We start from the raw sequence: 19449 nt of genomic DNA, 5'->3' as shown, positions 1-19449 counted from the left end.
GAATACGGATAAGGTCGTCCGGATGCGAAATGTGGGTGCGACCGGCCGGGGACGAGTGCCCGCCCGGGTGCTGCTGCGCGGCGAGCCGGACGGCTGGCACTGGGTGCTGGTGGACGACGCGGGCGCCGAGCGGCGCTCGGACTTCACCGGCGCGGGGACGCGCTGGTCCGCGGGCGGCCGGTCCGACCCCGAGCCGGCGTGGTGGCGCCGCAGGCTCGCCGAGACGGCCGACGGGCTGCGGGAGGCGGTCGCCGAGCGGCTGACCGACGCGACGTTCCGCGAGTTCGGCACCGAGGCCGCGATCACCTGGTTCGCGGTCGCGGAGCCCGTCGAGTGGGAGGGCATCGTCACCCTCCGGGAGGCCGACCCGGCGCGGTTCCCCGGCCGGGTGCCGCCGTTCGTGGTCACGCTGGAGCCGGGGCGCGGGGCGCTGCTGCCGGACGCGAGCCTGCTGTTCTCCACCCGCGCCGCGGACGCCTGGACGACCCTCGCCGCGGTCGCGGAGCGCTGCGGCACCCTCCCGCCGAAGTCGTCGTTCCTGTGCGGGTGGGCCGGGCACCGCAGCGTCCGGGTGGGGCGCGGGTCGCTGGCGCTGTCGACCGGCCGGGGCGAGGACGGCGTCGAGCGGCTCGCGCAGATCTGCGGGACGCGGGCGCCCGGCTGGAGCGGCAACCCCGAGATGCGGTTCCGGCTCGACGGCGTCGACCTGCTCGACGAGCCCGCCGGCGACGTCGTCGCGCTGCTGCGGGAACTCGACCACGAGATCGTCAGGCGCGGCCGCTCCGTCCGGCTGGCGGCCTCCGGGCTCACCCTCCACGCGCCCGACGGGGCGGACGAGGCGGAGCGGTTCACCGGTGTGTCCCTGGGGGTGCCGGCGGCGCTGTCGCCGCTGTGGGCCGGTTCCTGAACCCTGACGCACACGGAGCCGACACCCACGGGGGACCGCGCCGTCACCGGAACGCAACCGCGGCCGCCTAGGTTCCCCGATCATGAGAAGCCGCGCGCGCCATGCCGTGCTCGCCGTGACCGGTGCAGTCCTCGCCGGCGCTCCCCTCGCCCTCACCGCCTCCCCAGCCCACGCCGCCTCCCCCACCCGCTCCGCCGGGTCTCCCGGCACGATCAACGTCCACCGCGGCGGCCCCGCCCGGTCGCTGCCGTTCACCGCCCGCCGGGACGGGGAGGCGGTGATCTCCTTCACCGCGTCCGCCCCGGGCGTCTCCTGGGTCCGCGGGGGCGCCGAGTCGGCCGTCGTGTCGATCGCCGTCGACGGGCGCCATGTGACCGACCTCGTCGTCCCCTCCTCCGACCCGATCCCCCGCAGCCTCGGGCTCGGGCGCGTCGGGAAGGGACGCCATAAGGTGACGCTGCGGTTCGCCGAGGGCAGCGCGCCCGCCGCAAGCCGCGTCACGCTCCGGCGCCCCGCGGTCCGCATGCCGGAGGCGGACGCGCTCGCCCTGCGCCATGCGCCCGTCGTCGTCGGGCGGACGGGCTGGCCGTTCGGCGACCCCTACCAGAACGCGACCACAGACACCCCCCTGGTCGCCTGGCACGAGACCCGCCCCGCCGCCACCCCCGGACACAAGATCATCGAGTACTCGGTGGTGTGGAGCAACGAGGACGGCGGCACCGACACGCCCGCGCTGATGGCCCGCTGGGGCCGGACGACCGACATCGAGTGGATCTACCGGGTCGAGGTCGACGCGTCCGGCAGGCGCGTGGACGGCACCGCCGTCTACCAGGCCCCGATGCACCTGACCCTGAAGTTCACGGGCCGCTACGAGGGCGACCACCCCCTGCTGCAGACCTGCACGCAGAACAACAACATGTGCGACGTGATCTCGCCGGACCCGCCGCTGCGCTTCCTGCTGGACGCCGCCGGGACGCGCCCGGACGGCCGGGCCCGCGAGGTCGTCATGGACCGCGAGCCGTGGACCTACCGGATCGCGGCGCAGGAGATGGTCCGCGAAAGGAAGATCGAGAACCCGTCCGATCCGGCGACGCGCGAGGTCGGCGACCAGCGGACGTACCTGTTCGTGGAGTTCGCGAAGACGACGGGCGCCGCGACCGGGTCCGGGTCGGTGCCCGGGGTCGCGCTCGGGGTGCGGCTGAAGTCCGACCCGTCCCGGCTGTACCGCTCCGACCACGACGAGCCGACCTGGTCCATCGACCGTGACGGCGCCGTCGCCACCACCGTCGAGCTGCCGGAGGGGACGAGGGTCTCCGACATCGCGGGCATCGAGGCCCTTCGCCGTCCCACCGGTACCGGGGACAACGGCGCCCCGGCCACGGTGACGTCCATCAACCGCGGGTTCTTCCTGGACGACTCGTTCCTGCCGCAACCCTCGTCGGTCGAGTGGAAGGGCTCGGTCACGCTCACGCAGGCGAACCCGTCCGCCGTCCTCTGGCGTCCCTGACACCTCACCAGGCACCGCAGCCGGGCCCGTGGCGCGAATCGGCCACGGGCCCTTGTTCATAGGGAACCTGGGCGAACTCCACGCGCGTCCAAGGAGTCATACACTTCGCCAATAACTCGCATAGCGACCCCGGAGAGGACGTCCGCCATGGCCTACGGGCACCCCCCGTCGCCCGGCCAGGGACAGCAGCCCCAGTGGCAGCAGCAACAGACCCCCTGGCAGCAGCCCGGCAACGCCTGGCAGCAGCCACAGCAACCCCAGGGCGGCATGGGCTGGCAGCAGCAGCCCCCGGGCGGGGACAACCCCCAGGGCGGACACGACACCGCCCAGATACCCGGCCATTTCGGCCCCGTCACCGACGACGAGAAGACGTGGTCGCTGATGGCGTACGTCGGGCAGTTCCTCGTCGGCGCGATCGCCCCGGCCGTCGTCTACCTGGGCAAGGCCCGCTCGCCGTTCGTGCGCAGGCACGCCGCGCAGGGCCTCAACATGGGCGTCGCCGCCATCGCCGTGTGGTTCGTCTTCGGCCTGCTGTCGCTGGTCGCCGACTTCCTCATCTGGGTGCCGCTGCTGTTCACGGCCGTGGAGATGTTCTTCCTGGTGTACGCGGGCAGGGCCGCCAACCGCGGCGAGTTCCGGCGCGTCCCCTCCGCGGTGGCCTGGCCCCTTGTGAAGTAACGGCTACTTCTTGCCCTTGTCGGCGTCGCCGCCCCCGGTCGAGAGGGCGGCGACGAAGGCCTCCTGCGGGACGTCCACCCGCCCGATGGTCTTCATCCGCTTCTTGCCCTCCTTCTGCTTCTCCAGCAGCTTGCGCTTGCGGGAGATGTCGCCGCCGTAGCACTTGGCGAGGACGTCCTTGCGGATGGCGCGGATGTTCTCGCGGGCGATGATGCGGGCCCCGACCGCGGCCTGGATCGGCACCTCGTACTGCTGCCGCGGGATCAGCTCCTTGAGCTTGGCCGTCATCATCAGGCCGTACTCGCGGGACTTGTCCTTGTGCACGATCTGGCTGAAGGCGTCCACCGACTCGCCCTGCAGCAGGATGTCGACCTTCACCAGGTCGGACTCCTGCTCGCCGCTGGGCTCGTAGTCGAGCGAGGCGTACCCGCGCGTCCTCGACTTCAGCTGGTCGAAGAAGTCGAAGATGATCTCGGCGAGCGGCAGCGTGTAGCGGATCTCGACGCGGTCCTCCGACAGGTAGTCCATGCCGAGCAGCACGCCGCGGCGGCCCTGGCACAGCTCCATGATCGCGCCGATGTGCTCGGACGGGGACAGCAGCGTCGCCTTCACCACCGGCTCGTACACCGCCCCGATCTTGCCCTCGGGGAACTCGCTGGGGTTGGTGACGACGTGCTCCGACCCGTCCTCCATCACGACCCGGTAGACCACGTTCGGCGCGGTCGAGATCAGCGACAGACCGAACTCGCGCTCCAGCCGCTCCCGGACGATCTCCATGTGCAGCAGGCCGAGGAAGCCGCAGCGGAACCCGAACCCGAGCGCCGCCGACGTCTCCGGCTCGTAGACCAGCGCGGCGTCGTTCAGCCGCAGCTTGTCGAGCGCGTCGCGCAGCTCGGGGTACTGGTCGCCGTCCATCGGGTAGAGACCGGAGAACACCATCGGCTTCGGGTCGCGGTAGCCGCCGAGCGACTCGGGGGCCTGCCGGGACGCGCCGGTCACGGTGTCGCCGACGCGCGCCTGCCGGACGTCCTTCACCCCGGTGATCAGGTAGCCGACCTCGCCGACGCCGAGGCCCTGCACGGGCTTGGGCTCGGGGGAGATCACGCCGACCTCCAGGGTCTCGTGCGCGGCCCCGGTCGACATCATCAGGCTCTTCTCGCGCCGCGACAGGCGCCCGTCGATGATCCGGACATAGGTGACGACGCCCCGGTAGGTGTCGTACACCGAGTCGAAGATCAGCGCCCGCGCGGGGCCGTCGGGGTCCCCGACCGGCGCCGGCACCTCATCGACGATCTTGTCGAGCAGCTCGCGGACGCCCTCGCCCGTCTTGCCGGACACGCGCAGCACGTCCGAGGGGTCGCACCCGATGATCCCGGCCAGTTCCTCGGCGTACTTCTCCGGCTGCGCCGCCGGGAGGTCGATCTTGTTGAGAACGGGGATCAGGTGCAGGTCGGCCTCGAGCGCCAGATAGAGGTTGGCGAGCGTCTGCGCCTCGATGCCCTGCGCCGCGTCCACCAGCAGGACCGCGCCCTCGCACGCCGCGAGCGAGCGCGACACCTCGTAGGAGAAGTCGACGTGGCCCGGGGTGTCGATCAGGTTGAGGACGTGGTCGACGCCGCCGGCCGTCCAGGGCAGCCGGACCGCCTGGCTCTTGATCGTGATGCCGCGCTCGCGCTCGATGTCCATGCGGTCGAGGTACTGTGCGCGCATCTGGCGCTCCTCGACCACGCCGGTCAGCTGCAGCATCCGGTCCGCGAGGGTCGACTTGCCATGGTCGATGTGCGCGATGATGCAGAAGTTGCGGATGATCGCGGGATCGGTCTTGTCGAGCTGGGGCGCTGGCACCGGGGTCCGTTCGCAATGCTCACAGGTGGACAGGGTTCTGTGCCTCCATGGTCCCATGTCCTGCGCGATGCTCCGTGCACGGTCCGGTTTGGGACCGGGCCCGGAGATTGGTAAGCTGTGCGACTGCGTGTGGCGTAGCGTCGTGCCCCGGGGGCACCGTCCCGCCCCCGTTCAGACATTTCGTCAGCGCCTGCCGATACGCGCAGGCCCAGGATCGCGACCAAGCTGAGGCTCTACGACGTGGCTAACATCAAGTCCCAGATCAAGCGCAACAAGCAGAACGAGAAGGCTCGCCTGCGCAACAAGGCCGTCAAGTCCGAGCTGAAGACGGCGATCCGCAAGTTCCGCGTCGCCGCCGAGGCCGGCAACGTGGACGACGCCGTCGCCGCGCAGCGGTTCGCCGCACGCAAGCTGGACAAGGCCGTCAGCAAGGGCGTCATCCACAAGAACCAGGCCGCCAACCGCAAGTCGGCGATCGCCAAGCAGGCCGCCGCCCTGCAGGCCAAGTAAGAGCCGCACGCCCGGGGCCGGCCGCGCGCCGGCCCCGACGCATGTCCATGGACGAGCGCCGCGCGGTCAAGATCTCCAAGTATCTCGCCAAGCACCTGCGGCACCGCCCCGAGCGGATCGGCCTCACGCTCGATCCCGAGGGGTGGGCGGACGTCACCGCCCTGCTCTCGGCCGCCGCCGCCCACGGGTTCGCGCTCACCCGCGCCGAACTCGAACACGTGGTGGCGGTCAACGACAAGAAGCGCTACGAGCTCGCCGGGAACCGGATCCGGGCCGTCCAGGGCCACTCGGTCCCCGTCGCACTGAACCTGCCGGTGACGCCGCCGCCGGAACTGCTGTTCCACGGCACCGTGCGCCGTTCCGTCGACCCCATCCTGCGGGAGGGGCTGCTGCCCATGGGGCGGCACGACGTCCACCTGTCCCCCGACCGCGAGACGGCCCGGCGGGTCGGCGCCCGGCGCGGCGCCCCCGTCGTGCTGACCGTCCAGGCCGGGCGGATGGCGGCCGACGGTCACGCGTTCCGCGTCAGCGCGAACGGCGTGTGGCTGGTCGACGCGGTTCCGCCGGCATATCTGAGCGAATGACCTCCGCGGCGGCCCAGTCGGGGACGTGCCGGACCCATTCGGGCCCCTCCTTCGGCCCGAACAGGTACCGGTGCGGGACGATCTCGCGAATGGCGCGGTGCACGTCCAGCCGGTCGTCGATCATGTGGGTGATCCCGAGTTCCGCGCAGTGCCGGGCCTTGTCCTGCCGCTTCCGGCAGAACCGCACGTTGCTCCGCGGAAGGCCCGTCCGCCCGTAGAAATCGTGGTGGTCGAGCCAGGCCAGCGTCCTTTCCCGGATCCGGTCTCCGCACTTGGAGATGATCCACGCCCGTCCCCCGAACGCCTCGATCAGGCCGGGCAGCACCTCGTAGACGCCGTCCGTCGCGGGGGACGCGAGGGCTTCCTCGAAGCTCCCGTCGAGGAACACGGTGTCGTCCTCACCGGGAGCCATGAGCCCGCCATGGATGACCCGGCCGAAGTCGACGCCGAGCCGCGGTTCGATGTTCATGTCCCCACCCTCGGCCCGAACCTCCTAAAGCAGAACTATCAATCGCCTCCATAGCTATAGTCCGTAGCTATGGATCTGAGCCGCCTGTCCACGGACGCGCTCGCCTCGTTCGCGGTCTTCGCCGACCACCTCAACTTCACCCGCGCCGCCGAGGCGCTCCACATCTCCCAGCCCGCCCTCCACGTCAAGGTGCAGAAACTCGGCGACACCCTGGGGCGTCCCCTCTACACGCGGCACGGGCGCCGCCTGGCCCTCACCCCTGCCGGCGAGCAGGTCGCCCGCTTCGCCCGCGACCTCGACGCCCGCATGACGGCGTTCCTCGCGGACGTCCGCGGCACGTCCCCCTCCCGCGTCCCGGCCCTGGCCGCCGGCGAGGGCGCCTACCTCTACCTCCTCGGCGGCGTCGTCCGCCCCGGCGTCCGCCTGATCAACGGCGACCGCGCCCGCACGCTCGCCGCCGTCCGCACCGGCCGCGCCGACCTGGGCGTCGCCGTCCTCGACGTGCTGCCCGCCGACATCACCGCCGTCCCGCTGGCGTCCTACCCCCAGACGCTCGTCATGCCGGACGACCACCCCCTCACCGCGAGGCCGCACCTCACCCTCACCGACCTCGCCGGCGCCTCCCTCGTCGTCCCGCCTCCCGACGGCCCGCACCGCATCACCCTCGAACGCGCCCTGCGCGCCGCCGAGGTGCCCTGGTCACTGGCCGTCGAGGCCGCCGGCTGGCCCCTGATGCTGCACTTCGCGTCCCTCGGCGTCGGACTCGCCGTCGTCAACGGCTGCGTCCCCCCTCCCCCGGGCCTGACGGCGCGCGAGATCATCGACCTGCCCGCCGTCCCCTACTACGCTCTCCACCTGCCGGGCAGGGCCGACGACCCCCTCGTCACCGACCTCCTGGCCGCCGTCCGCACATCGCTGAGGAGCACGCCGTGCACTTCGAGACCTCCGTCGACATCGACGCCCCGCCCGAGACCGCCTGGAACCTCCTGAAGGACGTCGAACGCTGGCCCGACATGACCGCCTCGATGGAGCGCGTCGAACTCCTGGACGAGCCCTTCGGCCTCGGCAGCCGGGCCCGCGTCCACCAGCCGAAACTCCCCGCGACCGTCTGGACCGTCACCGCCTTCGACGAGAACAGGACCTTCACCTGGGAGTCCCGCTCCACCGGCGTCACCACGACCGGGGCCCACGAGATCGTCCCCACCGCCGACGGCAGGTCCACCGTCCGCCTCACCCTCGACCAGAAGGGCCCCCTGGCCCCCCTCTTCGCCCTCCTGGCCGGCCGCCTCACCCGCCGCTACGTGACCATGGAAGCGGAGGGCCTGAAGGTCAAGGCCGAACAGCAGCCAACCCCCTGAAGTACCGTCAGGCGCCTGGGCGGAGGCCGGCGAGCATGAGGCCGAGCGTCCGCCGGCGCAGGTCGGCGTCCCAACCCCCGTGCAGGGCGCCCTGACATGCGCTGACCAGGAGCGCCATCACCTCGTCGAGGCGAATCCCCTCGGCGATGGCTCCCGCTTCCTGCCCGCGGACCAGCAGTTCTCCCACCGCATCGCTGAGCGAGCCGAGCGGACCCGTGATCGGCACCTCCATCCCCTCGGCCGCCAGCAGGCTCACGACCGCCCGGTTCGCGGCCGTCCGTTCCACGAGCCGCGCAACGAACTCGAACAGCGCGCCGGCCGGGTCCCCGTGCGAGATGAGCTCCGCCGCATCGTCCGTGACCTGCTGCAACAACCGTTTCATCATGGCCCGCAACAGATCGGATTTCGTCGGAAAGTGCCGGAAGACGGTACCGATCGCCACCCCTGCCCGCCGCGCCACCTCCTCCGTCGACGCGGCCGGCCCGGCGCCTGCGAACACCTCCTCCGCCGCCGCGAGGATCCGCTCCCGGTTGCGCCGCGCATCCGCGCGCATCAGCCTGCCTCCTCCCTGGACAAGATGAGTCCAGACTCATTATGTTCGTTACATGAGTCATCGCTCATCTTAGGAGGCGCCATGCCGACCACACCACGCGAACTGTTCCAGCGGATGCAGGAGTGTTGGCTCAGCCACCCGACCGCCCTCATCGGGGGCCTCCTCACCGACGACGCCGTCGTCGAGACCCCGTTCGCGCCGCCGGGCCGGCCGACCCGATTCGAAGGCAGGCAGCGGTTCCTGGCGTTCGCGGACCCGCAGCGGGCCGCTCTTCCCGTGCGGTTCGACGCCTGCCGCACCATCGCCGTCCACGACACCCGCGACCCGGACACGATCGTGGTGGAGTACGAACTGACCGGCACCAACACCCGGACGGCCAAGCAGTCCACGGCCGCTTTCATCGCCGTCCTCACCGCGCGCGACGGCAAGGTGGCCCTGTGGCGCGAATACCAGAACACCCTGGCCATCATGCACGCCCTCGCCTGACCGCCCCACCACGCACCTGACTACACGCCTGCGGCGCGATCCTCGTTCGTCGGAAGGGGACCGGCGGGTCAGCCGCGGGCGGCGGCGGGTCAGCCGCCGGGGGCGGCGGGTCAGCCGCGGGCGGCGACGATCAGGGCGACGGTCTTCTCCAAGGCGTACGCGGGGTCGGCGGCGCCGCCCTTGACCTCCGCGTCGGCCTCGGCGACGGCGGTCAGCGCCCGCGCGACCCCGTCTCCCGACCAGCCGCGCAGCTGCTTCTGCACCCGATCGATCTTCCACGGCGGCATGCCCAGATCCTTGGCCAGCGCCGCTCCCCGCGCGCCGCGGGGCGCGCCGCCGACCTTCGCCAGTCCGCGCATCCCCTGCGCGAGCGCGCTGACGATCAGGACGGGCGCCACACCCGTCGCGAGGGCCCAGCGGAGCTGCTCAAGGGCCTCGGCGAGCTGCCCCTCGATCGCCTTGTCCGCCACGGTGAAGCCGCTGACCTCGGCACGCCCCCGGTAGTAGCGGGCGATGGCCGCGTCGTCGATCTTTCCGCCGGTGTCGGAGACGAGCTGGCTGCAGGCCGCGGCCAGCTCGCGCAGGTCGTTGCCGACGGCCTCGATCAGCCCCCGCGCGCCGTCCGCCGAGATCTTCCCGCCCGCCTTGCGGATCTCGCCGCGGACGAAGTCGATCCGCTCGCCGGCCTTGGTGACCTTCGGGCATGCGATCTTGCGCGCCTTGAGCTTGGTCAGCCCGTCCACCAGCGCCTTTCCCTTGGCGCCGCCGGGATGGACGGCGACGAGCACGACGTCCTCCGCGGGGGCCTTGGCGTACTTCAGCACCTCGGCCGTCAGGTCCTTGCCCAGATCCTGCGCCGACCGCAGGACGAGCACCTTCCCGCCGCCGAACAGCGACGGCGACGTCAGCTCCGAGATGCGCCCGGGCTCCAGCGCCCCGGGCGCCAGATCGATGACCTCGATCTCCGGATCCCCCGCCCGCATGGACGCGACGACGTCCCCGATCGCCCGCTCCACGAGCAGCTCTTCGTCACCGACGACCAGAATGATGGACTCAACCGACACCCCTGCAGCATGCCACGCCCCACCCGCCCCCGCGCCCAACCACCGGGAACCCTCCGGCGCAACTGGTGAGTGCCCTCCTTGCCGTGGGCTGTACCGCCTGGCCTCGCGCGCCGGATCGCTGGTCAGTGGCGGGGGATGGTCGTGAGGCCGGATCGGGTGCGGGCTATGGCTATGTCGCCTTCCTTGTCGGTGCGGTGGGTCTGGATGTGGAGACGGTGCAGGAGGGCGAGAGTGGCGGCGGACGGGTGGCCGTAGTCGTTGTGCGCTCCGACCGAGATCAGCGCGATGGACGCGTGGGCGGCGGCCAGGAAGGCGGGGTCTTGGCTGCGTGAGCCGTGGTGGGGGACCTTCAGTACCTGGACGTGGGGGACGCCTGCTTGCAGGGCGCGTTGTGCCTCCAGTTCCACGTCGCCGGCCAGGAGGGCGCTGAAGCCCGGTCTGCGGGCGACGAGGACCACGCTCGCGTTGTTGATCGTGGTGCCGTCGTCCTCGGGTGACAGGGCGGGGGCGGTGGTCAGCGGGGCCAGGACGGACAGGGTGAGGTCTCCGACGCGCCATTGCTGGCCGGTCTCGGCCGGGCCGGTCCGGAGGCCGGAGGTGTGGCGGGCCTCGCGGCCCGAGGTGCGGGGCGTGATCAGCACCTCGCGGACGGTACGGCCGTGTCGGACGCCGGAGATGCCGTTGATGTGGTCGGCGTGCGGGTGGGTCAGGACGAGGAGCGGGACATCGGTCACGCCTAGGCGGTGGAGGCAGCGGTCCACCGGGGAGGGGTCGGGGCCCGTGTCCACGACGACGGCCTGGCCGGGGCCGGCCGACAGGGCCAGGGCATCGCCCTGGCCTACGTCGCAGGCGACCATCTGCCAGCCGGGTGGCGGCCAGGAGGGGGCGATGACGCGCAGGGCGATGACGCCGACGAGGACGCCGATCACGGCCGCGGCGGCGATGAGGCGGAGGCGGTGGCTGCGCAGGGCCAGGGCCGCCGCCCCGGCGCCCAGCAGAAGCGTGGTGGCGCCCAGGGCGCCACTGGCCCAGGGGATCGTCGCGTAGGGCAGCGACGCGGCGGTCCGCGCGACCCAGATGATCCAGCCGACGGCCAGGCCGGCGGGCCACACGATCACACGGGCGAGCGGCAGGGAGAGGGGCGCGGTGACCGTGGCGAGGGCGCCCAGGAGGGTGGCCGGGGCGACGGCGGGGGCCGCGAGCAGGTTCGCGAACACGGAGACGACGCCGATCTCCCCGGACAGCATCACCAGGACGGGCGCGACGGCCACCTGGGCGGCGGCCGCGACGGCGAGGGCCGCCGCGAGCGGGCCCGGCATCCGGCGGGCGAGCCGCTCGCGCCAGGGCGGGGCGAGGACGAGCAGGCCGGCCGTCGCGAGGGCCGACAGCGCGAACCCGTAGGAGCGCGCCAGTTCCGGGTCGATGAGCACGAGAAGCAGCACCGCCGCCGCCAGGGCCGGGAGGCCCTGGCGCTGCCGTCCGGTGAACAGGGCCAGGAGGCTGATCAGGCCCATGACGGTCGCCCGGAGGACGCTCGGCTCCGGGCGGGCGACGACCACGAAGGCGCACACCGCGAGGACGGCGACGGGTGGGGCCCGGCGCCGTCCGAGCCCGGCGAGTCGGCACAGCCCGAGGACCGCCCCCGTGACGATCGCCAGATTCGCGCCGGAGACCACGAGGAGGTGGGTGAGCCCGGCGACCCGGAACTCCTCCGCGAGCTCCGGGTCGAGGCGCGAGGCGTCGCCGACGACCATGCCCGGAAGTACCGCGCGCCTGTCGGGCGGAAGCCGCGCCACGGCCGCCCGCAGCTTCGCCCGCACGTGCTCCGCGGCGCGCTGGATCGTGGACGGCGGCCCGAGGACGGTCGGCGGCCCGCGCACGATCACGACCGCGGCAAGCAGATCGCGACCCCGGGGCGGCACGAAACGGCCGCGGAGCCGCACGCGCTGGCCGGGGATCGAGCGGAGCCAGCGGGGATCCGCCGCGATCAGCAGCACCGGGACGCGGACCTCCGTTCGCTCCACGGCCTCCGCACGGGCGCGAAGGATGATCATCGGTCGTCCGTTCCCGGGCTTCGCCTGCGGGTCCCCGGTCACCACGGCCTCGGCCGTCGCGAACCGGCCCGCCCGGGCCAGATCACGCACGGGTCCCGTGCCGACGGCCGTCGTCCGCAGCGCCACCCCGCAGGCCGACGCCGCGGCACACGCCAGGGCCGCTCCGGCGAGAAGCCGCCACGCATCGCCTGGTCGCCGCGCGGCGCCGCCATCCGCCCGCCGTGCGATGGAGAGGAGGTAGAGGGACGCGGCGGCGGCGGTCGCCGCCAGGCCGTAGATGAGGGGCTGGGGCAGCCCGAGGGTCGCGGCGGCGGCGAGCCAGGTGGCGAGGGCGGGGGCCAGGAGGCGGAGGTCGTGGGTCATACGCGGACCATCGTCTTCAGGTCGGCGAAACGGTGGGCGCCGATGCCGCTGACGTCCTGGAGTTGCTCGACGGAGCGGAAGCCGCCGTGCTGGGTGCGGTAGGCGACGATGCGCTGGGCGAGGACGGGACCGACGCCGGGGAGGTCGTCCAGTTGGTCGGGGGTGGCCGCGTTGAGGTCGAGCGGGGCGCCGGGAGCGCCCGGGGCGGCCGGGGTCGCGCCGCCGGGCGATGGTGGGGACGGTGACGGCGCGCGGACGCCGACCGGGATCTGCTCGCCGTCCACCAGGGGGCGGGCCAGGTTGAGGGTGCCGGTCTTCGCGCCCGAACGGACTCCGCCCGCGGCCTTGATGGCCTCGGCGACCCGGGATCCGGATGGCAGGGTGACCACGCCGGGGTGCTTGACCTTGCCGAGGACGTGGACCACCACGGGAGAGGACGCCGCAGCCGCCGGGCCGGCCGACAGGGTGGGGCGCGGTTCGCTCAGGGAGGCGGTCGCCGCGGGGGCCGCCGGCTGCGGGCGTGGCCGGGCGAGCCAGAGGTATCCCACGGCCACCAGGGCGGCGAGCACGCCGACGAGGACGAGCATGCGGACGTGGGAGCGGTCGGGAGTCGCGCGTAACCGGGCCGCCGGCGGCGGGTCGGTCGAGGCGGCGGACGGCTTCCACCGGCCCGTGAGGGTGTGCAGGCGGTCTTCGGTGTCAGGTCTCATGGAGCCTGACGTTAAGGAGGCCGGGCGGACAGGTGCGCGAAGTTCGGAAAGTGTGGACAACTCTGGGTCAGCGGTGCCGGGACGCCGCGGCGGCGACGACGAGCAGCGCCGCCAGCAGCGCCGTGACGTGGGTCAACGTGCCGGGCGAGGAGAGGTAGAGGCCGCCGAAGGCGGCGATCGCGAGGACGTTCGACAGCAGCACGCCCGTGTTCGTCAGGGCGGAGACGGACGAGGCCTGGTCCGGTCCCACGGCTCCGGTGATCCGATCGACCAGAGGGCTGAAGCCGGCGGCGTGACCCGACCCGGCGGCGTACAGGAGCGGGATCGACAGGAGCACCGGCCAGCCGTCCCGCGTCAGGAAGGCCAGTGCCGACGCGGCGGCGGCGAACGTGAGCAGGCCCCAGGTCGGCAGATTCGCTCTTACCGGGAGGGGCAGGCGTGTCCATCCGAGGCCGGCCGTCGCGAAGCCCGCCGTGTACGGGAGGAACGTGAGCCCGGCGTGGAGCGGCGAGAAGCCGAGCACGTTCTGCAGGTAGAGCGCGAGTGTGAAGATGAAGCCGGTGTAGGCGCCCATCACCGCGCATGAGGCGAACAGGCCGGGCTTGATGAAGGGTCTGCGCAGCACGGAGAGGTCCAGAAGCGGCGATGCCGTCCTCAGCTCGTAGACGCAGAAGATGGTGAGCACGACGCATCCCGTCGCGATGGACGGCCACGTCCACAGCGGCCAATGCTGTTCTCTGCCGAGTACCAGGGGTATGACGAGCGCGCCCATGCCGCAGGAGAGGAGCCCCACGCCTGGCAGGTCCAGGCGGACGGCCTTCCTGTGTTCCGGCGGCATCAGACGCGGCCCGATGGCGAGAAGCGCAGCTCCCACAGGGACGTTGACCAGGAAGATGGGCCGCCAGCTGCCGCCCAGGGTCACGATGACGCCTCCCGCCATCTGGCCCAAGGCCACCCCCAGCGCCAGGACCATCGAGTACAGGCCCAGTGCACGCGCCCTGGCCGCCCCCTCGAAGGACAGCTGGATCAACGACAGAACCTGTGGCAGCAGGAGTGCGGCCGCAGCACCCTGACAGATCCGTGCGGCGACGAGAACGGCACCGGTCGGTGCCAGCCCGCAGACCAACGACGAGGCTGTGAAGCCGAACAGCCCAAGGAAGAACATCGTGCGGTGGCCGTAGCCGTCGCCCAGTCGCGCGCCCGTGACCACGAGGACGGCCAAGGCGAAGATGTAGCCGCCCGTGACGAGTTGAAGCAGAGAGCCGGACGCGTGGAGCCCTTCCGCGATGTCGGGCATCGCCACCGCCACGATGGAGCCGTCCATCGAGACCATCGTCTGCCCCGTGAGCAGCACCACCAGCAGCCATCGTCTGACCATTCCGCGAGTGTGCGGGGCGGCCGCGCACCGGCGCTTGAAGATGTTTGCCCTGCGTACGATGACGGGCATGCGCGAGTCGACCACCGTGGCGGAGACGGACGGCTTCGCCGTCCACGCGGTGCACTGCACGGGGCACCGGCCCGGGTGGTCGGAGCCCGAGCCGTTCACCGGGGATCAGATCGTCCTGGTGCGGGCGGGACGGTTCCGCATGCGGTCGCGCCACGGACGCGCCGTCATCGACCCCGCCATGGGCTACACCCAGACCGTCGATGAGGAGGGCCAGTTCGCGCATCCCGCAGGCGGCGACGTGTGCACGGCCATCATGCTCTCCCCCGGCCTGTGGCGACGCCCGTCCGGGCCGGTCAGGGTCAACGCGCGCGCGGACGTCGCTCATCGCCTCCTCCTGCGTCCCCGCCCCGACGTGGCCTTCGAGACGGCCGAGCGGCTCATGGTGCTGCTCGCCCACCTCGCCGTGGACGAGCAGGGCGGGAAGCGTCGCGCTCTGGTCGACGAAGCGCGCGAGGCCATCACGAGCGGCCATCGGGAAGCGGTCGGGCTCGTCCCGCTGGCGCGCCTCCTGGAGGTCTCCCCCTCCCACCTGAGCCGGACGTTCCGCCGCGAGACCGGCATGTCCGTCACCCGTTACCGGAACCGGATCCGGGTCGGGCGCGCCCTGGACCGCCTGGAGCAGGGCGAACGGGACCTGTCGGGCCTCGCCGCCGATCTCGGCTTCGCCGACCACGCGCATCTGACCCGGACGATCAGGGCGGAGACCGGTCACCCGCCGACCGTCCTCCGCCGCCTCCTGCGCTCCTGAGGGTCTCCCGGCGCCCGCGGTGTCAGAGCTGGGGGGCGATGACGACGCCCAGCATGCCGGGGCCGACGTGGGCGCCGATGACGGGGCCGACCTCGCCGACGTAGACGTCCTGGACGTGCGGGAGGCGTTCGCGCAGCCGGGCGGCGAGGGTGTCGGCGCGGGCGGCGGCGGCGAGGTGCTGGATGCCGAGGTCGACGCGCCGGTCGCGGGCCTCGGCCACCGCCAGTTCCTCCAGCCGGGCCAGCGCCCGCGAGGACGTGCGGACCTTCTCCAGCGGCGCGATGCGGCCGCCGGTGATCTCCAGGAGCGGCTTCACCATCAGCGCGGAGCCCCACAGGCTGGCGGCGGCGCCGATCCGGCCGCCCCGCCGCAGGTGCTCCAGAGTGTCGACGTAGATGAGGGAGCGGGTGAGCCCGGCCCGGCGGGTGGCGGCGGACACGGCGTCGTCGGCGGACCCGCCCGCCAGAGCGGCGGCCGCGGCGGAGAGGGCGGCGAATCCGAGGCCCATGCCGATGGTCCCGCTGTCGATGACCCGCACCGGCACGGGGGCGTCCTCGGCGGCGAGCCGCGCCGCCTCGACCGTCCCCGACATGGCGGAGGCCAGGTGCACGGATACCACCTCACGCGCGCCCGAGGCGGCTGCGGCCTTGTAGGCGTCGGCGAACCGCTGGGGCGCGGGACGGGACGTGGTGACGGGGTGCCATTCCTTCAGCGCCCGAGCGGCTTCGGCGGTGTTGATGTCGCCCTCGTCCCGGGTGGTGCCGCCGACGGCGATCTGCAGGGGGACGACGGTCAGCCCGTGCCGTTCGGCGAGCCCGGGGGGAAGGTAGGCGGTGGAATCGGTGACGACCACGACCGCGCTGCCCATGCCGGCGACACTACCCGCCGCCGCGCGCCTCCGTCAGGGCTGGACGGGGACGCCGCCGCGCCAGACGCGCAGGGCGCGGAGCCCGAACGCCCAGGCGAAGGCGCCCTCGTGGTCGGCGTCCCACAGGACGATGTCGGCGAGCATGCCCGGGGCGAGGGAGCCGCGGTCGCCGACGCGCAGCGCGGCGGCTCCGCCGAGGGTGGCGGCGCGCAGCGCCTCGGTCACGCTGAGCCCGAACATCGCGACCGACAGCCCGATGACGAGGGGCATGGAGGTGATGCCGCACTGGCCGGGGTTGTGGTCGGTGCCGAGGGCGACGGTGACGCCGCGGTCGAGCATCTGCCGGACGGGCGCGGGGGCGCGGCTGCTGTTCAGGGAGCTGCCGGGGCAGACGGTGGCGGTGACGCCGGCGTGGGCGAGGGCCTTGATGTCGTCGTCGTTGGCCTGGGTGAGCAGGTCGGCGGACGCGCAGCCGACCTCGGCGGCGACCTGCGCGGCGCCCATGCGCTCGTTGGCGCAGGCGTGCATGCGGGCCTTCAGGCCGGCGCGCTTGCCGGTGAGCAGGAGGGCGCGGGCCTCCTCGGCGGTGAAGTGGCCCTCGTCGCAGTAGACGTCGATCGAGTCGGCGCCGGCGACGGCGGCGTCGCCGGCCCACAGGCGGACGGCCTCGATGTAGTCGCGGCGGCGTCCGAAGAACTCGGGCGGCAGGATGTGCGCGGCGAGGAACGTGGCGTGGATGCGGGGCATGGAGGGCTCGCCCTCCAGCGACCGCAGCATCCGGATGTCGGCGAGCTCGCCGTCGCGGGTGAGGTGGTAGCCGGTCTTGGCCTCGACGGTGGTGGTGCCGGCGAGGATCCACTGGCGGAGCCGTTCGCGGACGCCGTTGCAGAGCGTCCAGGGGTCGGTGCCCCGGGTGACGGTCACGGTGGAGTTGACGCCGCCGCCCGCCGCGGTGATGGCCGAGTGGGACGAGCCGCTGGTGCGCATGGCGAGCTCGGCCCAGCGGTTGCCCGCGTAGACGGGGTGGGAGTGGGCGTCGATGAGGCCGGGGGTGACGAGGCCGCCGCCCAGGTTCTCGACGTGGTCGACGTCGACGATGTCGTCGATGATGCCGGGGACGCTCTGCGGGAGGTCGGAGGCGGGCCCGGCCCAGACGACCCGGTCGTCGTGGATGAGCACCGCGGCGTTGCTGCAGACGTCGGTGCCCGTCCAGAGCCTGCCGATGTTCGTCAACAGCCGTACCGTCATAGGTTCACCGACCTGGATGGGGCCATGCGCACGTGAGCGCGGTGCAGGATGCCGTGGGGCGACGGTGCGGGCCGCGGTCCCTCGTTGGAGCGTTCGGACCTGCCATGGTTGGGCCACCTGCTCTCGATCCGAAACGCCGACTGGGTGCCGGCGACTCCACCGTTGGAGGGTCGGGCGGCCGGGAGGCCGCCGCTGGCAACGAGACCGGAGATATCGGTTTCGTCACGGTAGTGCACTGAACGTCCGTCCGACAACCTCTGATCGCAGCGCATCGACACCCATCACCCCGCCCCTTGGCTCTACGACGGTACGGATTTCAACCGCACCGTCAAGCGGATTGGACAAGCTGTCACCGTTCGGCGGCCAGTAGGGGCCTTTGGACGTCCTCGAACTGGCTGCTCGACCCGTCCCAAAACCCACCGGGCCCCTCCGCGGAGGGGCCCGGTGGGTCAGGGATTACGCGGTAGGCGAGACAGTCTCGTACTGGGCCAGTTCACCCGCGAGGTCGGCGGGAACGCGGGCGTGCAGGACGGTCCCGTCGGCGACGTGCTCCTGCTTGAGGACCTCTCCGCGCTCGTGCACGCGCGCGACGAGGCCGCCGCGCTCGTAGGGCACCAGGACGTGCAGTTCGCTCTCCAGGCCGGGCAGGTCGGCCTCGATCGCCGCACGCAGCTCCTCGATGCCGAACCCGGTGCGGGCGGACACGACGACGTTGTGCGGCTCGCGGCGCTGCAGGCGCGCGATCGCGAGCTCGTCGGCGGCGTCCGCCTTGTTGATCACGATGATCTCGGGGATGCGGTCGGCGCCGATCTCGCGCAGCACCTCGCGGACGGCGTCGATCTGCGCCTCGGGATCGGCGTCGGAGCCGTCGACGACGTGCAGGACCAGCCCGGCGTCGGTGACCTCCTCCAGCGTCGAGCGGAACGCCTCGACGAGCTGGTGCGGCAGGTGCCGGACGAACCCGACGGTGTCGGCCAGGGTGTAGGCGCGGCCGCCCGGCGTCTCGGCCCGCCGGACGGTGGGGTCGAGGGTGGCGAACAGCGCGTTCTCCACCAGGACCCCGGCGCCGGTGAGCCGGTTGAGCAGGGACGACTTGCCCGCGTTGGTGTAGCCGGCGATGGCCACGGCGGGCACCTGGTGGCGGCGCCGCTCGCCGCGCTTGGTGTCGCGCGCCTTGGACATCTCGGCGATCTGCCGGCGCAGTTTGGCCATCCGGGTGCGGATCCGCCGCCGGTCCAGCTCGATCTTGGTCTCGCCGGGACCGCGGCCGCCGATGCCGACGCCGCCCGCGGCGCGTCCGCCGACCTGCCGGGACAGGTTGCCGCCCCAGCCGCGCAGCCGCGGCATCAGGTAGTCGAGCTGCGCGAGCTCCACCTGCGCCTTGCCCTCGCGGCTCTTGGCGTGCTGGGCGAAGATGTCCAGGATCAGCGCCGTCCGGTCGATCACCTTGACCTGGACGGTCTCCTCCAGGTGCCGCAGCTGGCTCGGCGCCAGCTCGCCGTCGCAGATGACGGTGTCCGCGCCGGTGGAGATCACGATGTCGCGCAGCTCCGCGGCCTTGCCGGAGCCGATGTAGGTCGCCGGGTCGGGGCGGGACCGGCGCTGGACGAGCCCTTCGAGCACCTGGGAGCCCGCGGTCTCGGCGAGCAGCGCCAGCTCGCGCAGGGAGTTCTCGGCCTCCGCGGCCGTCCCCTCCGTCCAGACGCCCACGAGCACGACCCGCTCCAGCCGGAGGGAGCGGTACTCGACCTCGGTTACGTCGGTCAGTTCGGTGGACAGGCCCGCGACGCGGCGCAGTGCCTTCCGGTCTTCCAGGTCGAGCTCGCCCGTCAGGGGCTCGTACTCGATCTCGTCAGGAGTCTGGGTCTGGGTCTGGTCTGCAGAGAAAGGTTGAGTCATATGTCCTCGTAGAACGCCGCTTCGCGGCCGTATCTTCCCGCGATCGTCTCACGCACCGTCCCCAGTGGTCACCTGGTTATCACCCAGTTTCCCCTTGGGTTGACGCAAGCGCGCGCGGGGAGGTCTGCAGGGAACCCCGCTTTGACCGGCC

The 19449-nt window shown here is 72.6% G+C and carries 19 protein-coding genes; 9 read left to right on the top strand and 10 right to left on the bottom strand.

The annotated features are described in order from the left end of the window. Positions 1–22 precede the first annotated feature (22 nt). The 3 genes from AB0H37_RS36570 (at position 23) to AB0H37_RS36560 (ending at position 3092) form a co-directional block, all read left to right on the top strand. Positions 23–907, top strand: a complete 885-nt coding sequence (locus AB0H37_RS36570; protein ID WP_179833562.1) for a hypothetical protein — start codon at positions 23–25, stop codon at positions 905–907. Between the two features lie 82 nt (positions 908–989). Next, on the top strand, positions 990–2414 hold the full coding sequence (locus AB0H37_RS36565) for a hypothetical protein (protein WP_360617234.1): 1425 nt from the start codon (positions 990–992) through the stop codon (positions 2412–2414). Between the two features lie 147 nt (positions 2415–2561). Then, on the top strand, positions 2562–3092 hold the full coding sequence (locus tag AB0H37_RS36560; RefSeq protein ID WP_329093641.1) for a DUF4870 domain-containing protein: 531 nt from the start codon (positions 2562–2564) through the stop codon (positions 3090–3092). Between the two features lie 3 nt (positions 3093–3095). On the opposite strand, the gene lepA is transcribed toward AB0H37_RS36560, so the two are convergent. Beyond that, positions 3096–4937 (bottom strand): translation elongation factor 4, encoded by a 1842-nt coding sequence (gene lepA, locus AB0H37_RS36555; protein WP_360617233.1) that lies wholly within the window; start codon positions 4935–4937, stop codon positions 3096–3098. A 240-nt stretch (positions 4938–5177) separates the two neighbouring features. On the opposite strand from lepA, the gene rpsT reads away from it, so the two are divergent. Beyond that, entirely contained in the window at positions 5178–5447 is a 270-nt protein-coding gene (gene rpsT, locus AB0H37_RS36550) for a 30S ribosomal protein S20 (protein WP_179833558.1), read from the top strand. A gap of 47 nt (positions 5448–5494) precedes the next feature. Then, entirely contained in the window at positions 5495–6031 is a 537-nt protein-coding gene (locus AB0H37_RS36545) for an RNA 2'-phosphotransferase (protein WP_329093646.1), read from the top strand. Here the strand turns inward: AB0H37_RS36545 and AB0H37_RS36540 are convergent. After that, entirely contained in the window at positions 5973–6500 is a 528-nt protein-coding gene (locus AB0H37_RS36540; RefSeq protein ID WP_179833556.1) for a hypothetical protein, read from the bottom strand. The genes AB0H37_RS36545 and AB0H37_RS36540 overlap by 59 nt on opposite strands. Positions 6501–6569: 69 nt before the next feature. Here AB0H37_RS36540 and AB0H37_RS36535 point away from each other — a divergent pair, with 69 nt between their 5' ends. Together AB0H37_RS36535 and AB0H37_RS36530 are read left to right on the top strand one after the other, a co-directional pair. Next, complete coding sequence (locus AB0H37_RS36535) at positions 6570–7490, top strand: LysR family transcriptional regulator (RefSeq protein ID WP_329093648.1); 921 nt, start codon at positions 6570–6572, stop codon at positions 7488–7490. Further along, positions 7430–7858, top strand: coding sequence for an SRPBCC family protein (locus tag AB0H37_RS36530; protein WP_360617231.1), 429 nt, complete (start codon positions 7430–7432; stop codon positions 7856–7858). Before AB0H37_RS36535 ends, AB0H37_RS36530 begins: the two co-directional genes overlap by 61 nt. Before the next feature lie 7 nt (positions 7859–7865). On the opposite strand, the gene AB0H37_RS36525 is transcribed toward AB0H37_RS36530, so the two are convergent. Further along, a complete protein-coding gene (locus AB0H37_RS36525) occupies positions 7866–8411 on the bottom strand; it encodes a helix-turn-helix domain-containing protein (RefSeq protein ID WP_360617229.1) in 546 nt (181 codons plus the stop codon). Between the two features lie 81 nt (positions 8412–8492). Here AB0H37_RS36525 and AB0H37_RS36520 point away from each other — a divergent pair, with 81 nt between their 5' ends. Next, on the top strand, positions 8493–8897 hold the full coding sequence (locus AB0H37_RS36520) for a nuclear transport factor 2 family protein (RefSeq protein ID WP_360617228.1): 405 nt from the start codon (positions 8493–8495) through the stop codon (positions 8895–8897). A 110-nt stretch (positions 8898–9007) separates the two neighbouring features. On the opposite strand, the gene holA is transcribed toward AB0H37_RS36520, so the two are convergent. The 4 genes from holA to AB0H37_RS36500 all read right to left on the bottom strand — a co-directional run bounded on the left by holA (position 9008) and on the right by AB0H37_RS36500 (position 14466). Beyond that, positions 9008–9961 (bottom strand): DNA polymerase III subunit delta, encoded by a 954-nt coding sequence (holA, locus tag AB0H37_RS36515; RefSeq protein ID WP_179833551.1) that lies wholly within the window; start codon positions 9959–9961, stop codon positions 9008–9010. Positions 9962–10083: 122 nt separating this feature from the next. Beyond that, positions 10084–12378 carry a ComEC/Rec2 family competence protein gene (locus tag AB0H37_RS36510; RefSeq protein ID WP_360617227.1) on the bottom strand — a complete coding sequence of 765 codons (2295 nt, stop codon included), beginning with the start codon at positions 12376–12378 and terminating at the stop codon, positions 10084–10086. Then, complete coding sequence (locus AB0H37_RS36505) at positions 12375–13088, bottom strand: ComEA family DNA-binding protein (protein WP_360617225.1); 714 nt, start codon at positions 13086–13088, stop codon at positions 12375–12377. The genes AB0H37_RS36510 and AB0H37_RS36505 overlap by 4 nt, the downstream gene beginning before the upstream one ends. Before the next feature lie 67 nt (positions 13089–13155). Then, on the bottom strand, positions 13156–14466 hold the full coding sequence (locus tag AB0H37_RS36500) for an MFS transporter (RefSeq protein ID WP_360617224.1): 1311 nt from the start codon (positions 14464–14466) through the stop codon (positions 13156–13158). A gap of 67 nt (positions 14467–14533) precedes the next feature. On the opposite strand from AB0H37_RS36500, the gene AB0H37_RS36495 reads away from it, so the two are divergent. Further along, positions 14534–15283, top strand: a complete 750-nt coding sequence (locus AB0H37_RS36495; RefSeq protein ID WP_329093665.1) for an AraC family transcriptional regulator — start codon at positions 14534–14536, stop codon at positions 15281–15283. Positions 15284–15305: 22 nt separating this feature from the next. Here AB0H37_RS36495 and AB0H37_RS36490 read toward each other — a convergent pair whose 3' ends face one another. From AB0H37_RS36490 to hflX, 3 genes are all read right to left on the bottom strand, one after another. Further along, complete coding sequence (locus AB0H37_RS36490) at positions 15306–16151, bottom strand: DegV family protein (protein ID WP_360617222.1); 846 nt, start codon at positions 16149–16151, stop codon at positions 15306–15308. Between the two features lie 33 nt (positions 16152–16184). Beyond that, positions 16185–17399, bottom strand: a complete 1215-nt coding sequence (gene hutI / locus AB0H37_RS36485) for an imidazolonepropionase (RefSeq protein WP_189269898.1) — start codon at positions 17397–17399, stop codon at positions 16185–16187. A 456-nt stretch (positions 17400–17855) separates the two neighbouring features. Further along, on the bottom strand, positions 17856–19298 hold the full coding sequence (gene hflX, locus AB0H37_RS36480; RefSeq protein ID WP_360617220.1) for a GTPase HflX: 1443 nt from the start codon (positions 19296–19298) through the stop codon (positions 17856–17858). Between the last annotated feature and the right edge of the window lie 151 nt (positions 19299–19449).

This window comes from Actinomadura sp. NPDC023710, assembly GCF_040639875.1.
In the GTDB taxonomy this organism is placed as follows: domain Bacteria; phylum Actinomycetota; class Actinomycetes; order Streptosporangiales; family Streptosporangiaceae; genus Spirillospora; species Spirillospora citrea.
Note: the sequence above shows the minus strand (reverse complement) of the source record. Positions and strands in the feature narration are given on the sequence as shown.